The following is a 728-nucleotide window of genomic DNA, read 5'->3' on the forward strand; positions in this document are numbered from 1 at the left end:
ATAGCTTTTCACTTTTCCAAAAGCAGATGCAATAGCCCCTCTTCTAAAGTAACAGGGTAATTTATAAAACCTAGTATTAAACTCTCTATATTTGGGGGTAGGGTTTGATTTTGTTCGATGTATTAATTTTTCTACAGCAGGAACAATAGACTTCGCCTGAAAATCATCAATAGTATCAAACTCAGTCTCTATCACTTCCATAATAAATGTTAAGGCCTCATTATAGATTGCCAATGTAGCATCGAAGATGCGAGAATGGTTCGTAATTTTATGTCGTACTGACTTTGCCATCTTCATTATCAAACCCCCTTACCAAACACATGTTCTCATGATAAACTATACCATAAGAGTGAATCAGTTGTAAATGAATAGGTGGTGCATTAATGATTAATTACAAAAAGAATAGACATGCACATTATAAACTTACTTACCACTTAGTTCTCGTAACAAAATATAGACACAAATGCATATCAGACAACATGATGGAGCGCTTGTAAGAGATAACACTTTCTCTATTTGACAGGTGGTACTGTGAATTAATTGAAATAAATGGCGAGAAAGATCATGTCCATATTCTTTTTGATGCTTCTCCACAAATAAACCTGGCGAACACGACTAAAAGCTATAAAACAGTTACATCAAGATACATAAGAAAAGAGTTCCCAGAGGAACTCTCTAAGTATTATTGGAAGCCTTATTTTTGGAGTAGAAGTTATATGATATTAACT

2 pseudogenes are annotated in these 728 nt (G+C 33.8%); one reads left to right on the forward strand and one right to left on the reverse strand.

Going from position 1 to position 728, the window contains the following annotated elements:
• Positions 1-297 (reverse strand): annotated as a pseudogene (locus GH741_RS22525) (RNA-guided endonuclease TnpB family protein); the annotation flags it as partial.
• Positions 298-383: 86 nt separating this feature from the next.
• Here GH741_RS22525 and tnpA point away from each other — a divergent pair.
• Positions 384-728 (forward strand): annotated as a pseudogene (gene tnpA, locus GH741_RS22530) (IS200/IS605 family transposase); the annotation flags it as partial.

Source organism: Aquibacillus halophilus, from assembly GCF_009649745.1.
Taxonomy (GTDB): domain Bacteria; phylum Bacillota; class Bacilli; order Bacillales; family Amphibacillaceae; genus Aquibacillus; species Aquibacillus halophilus.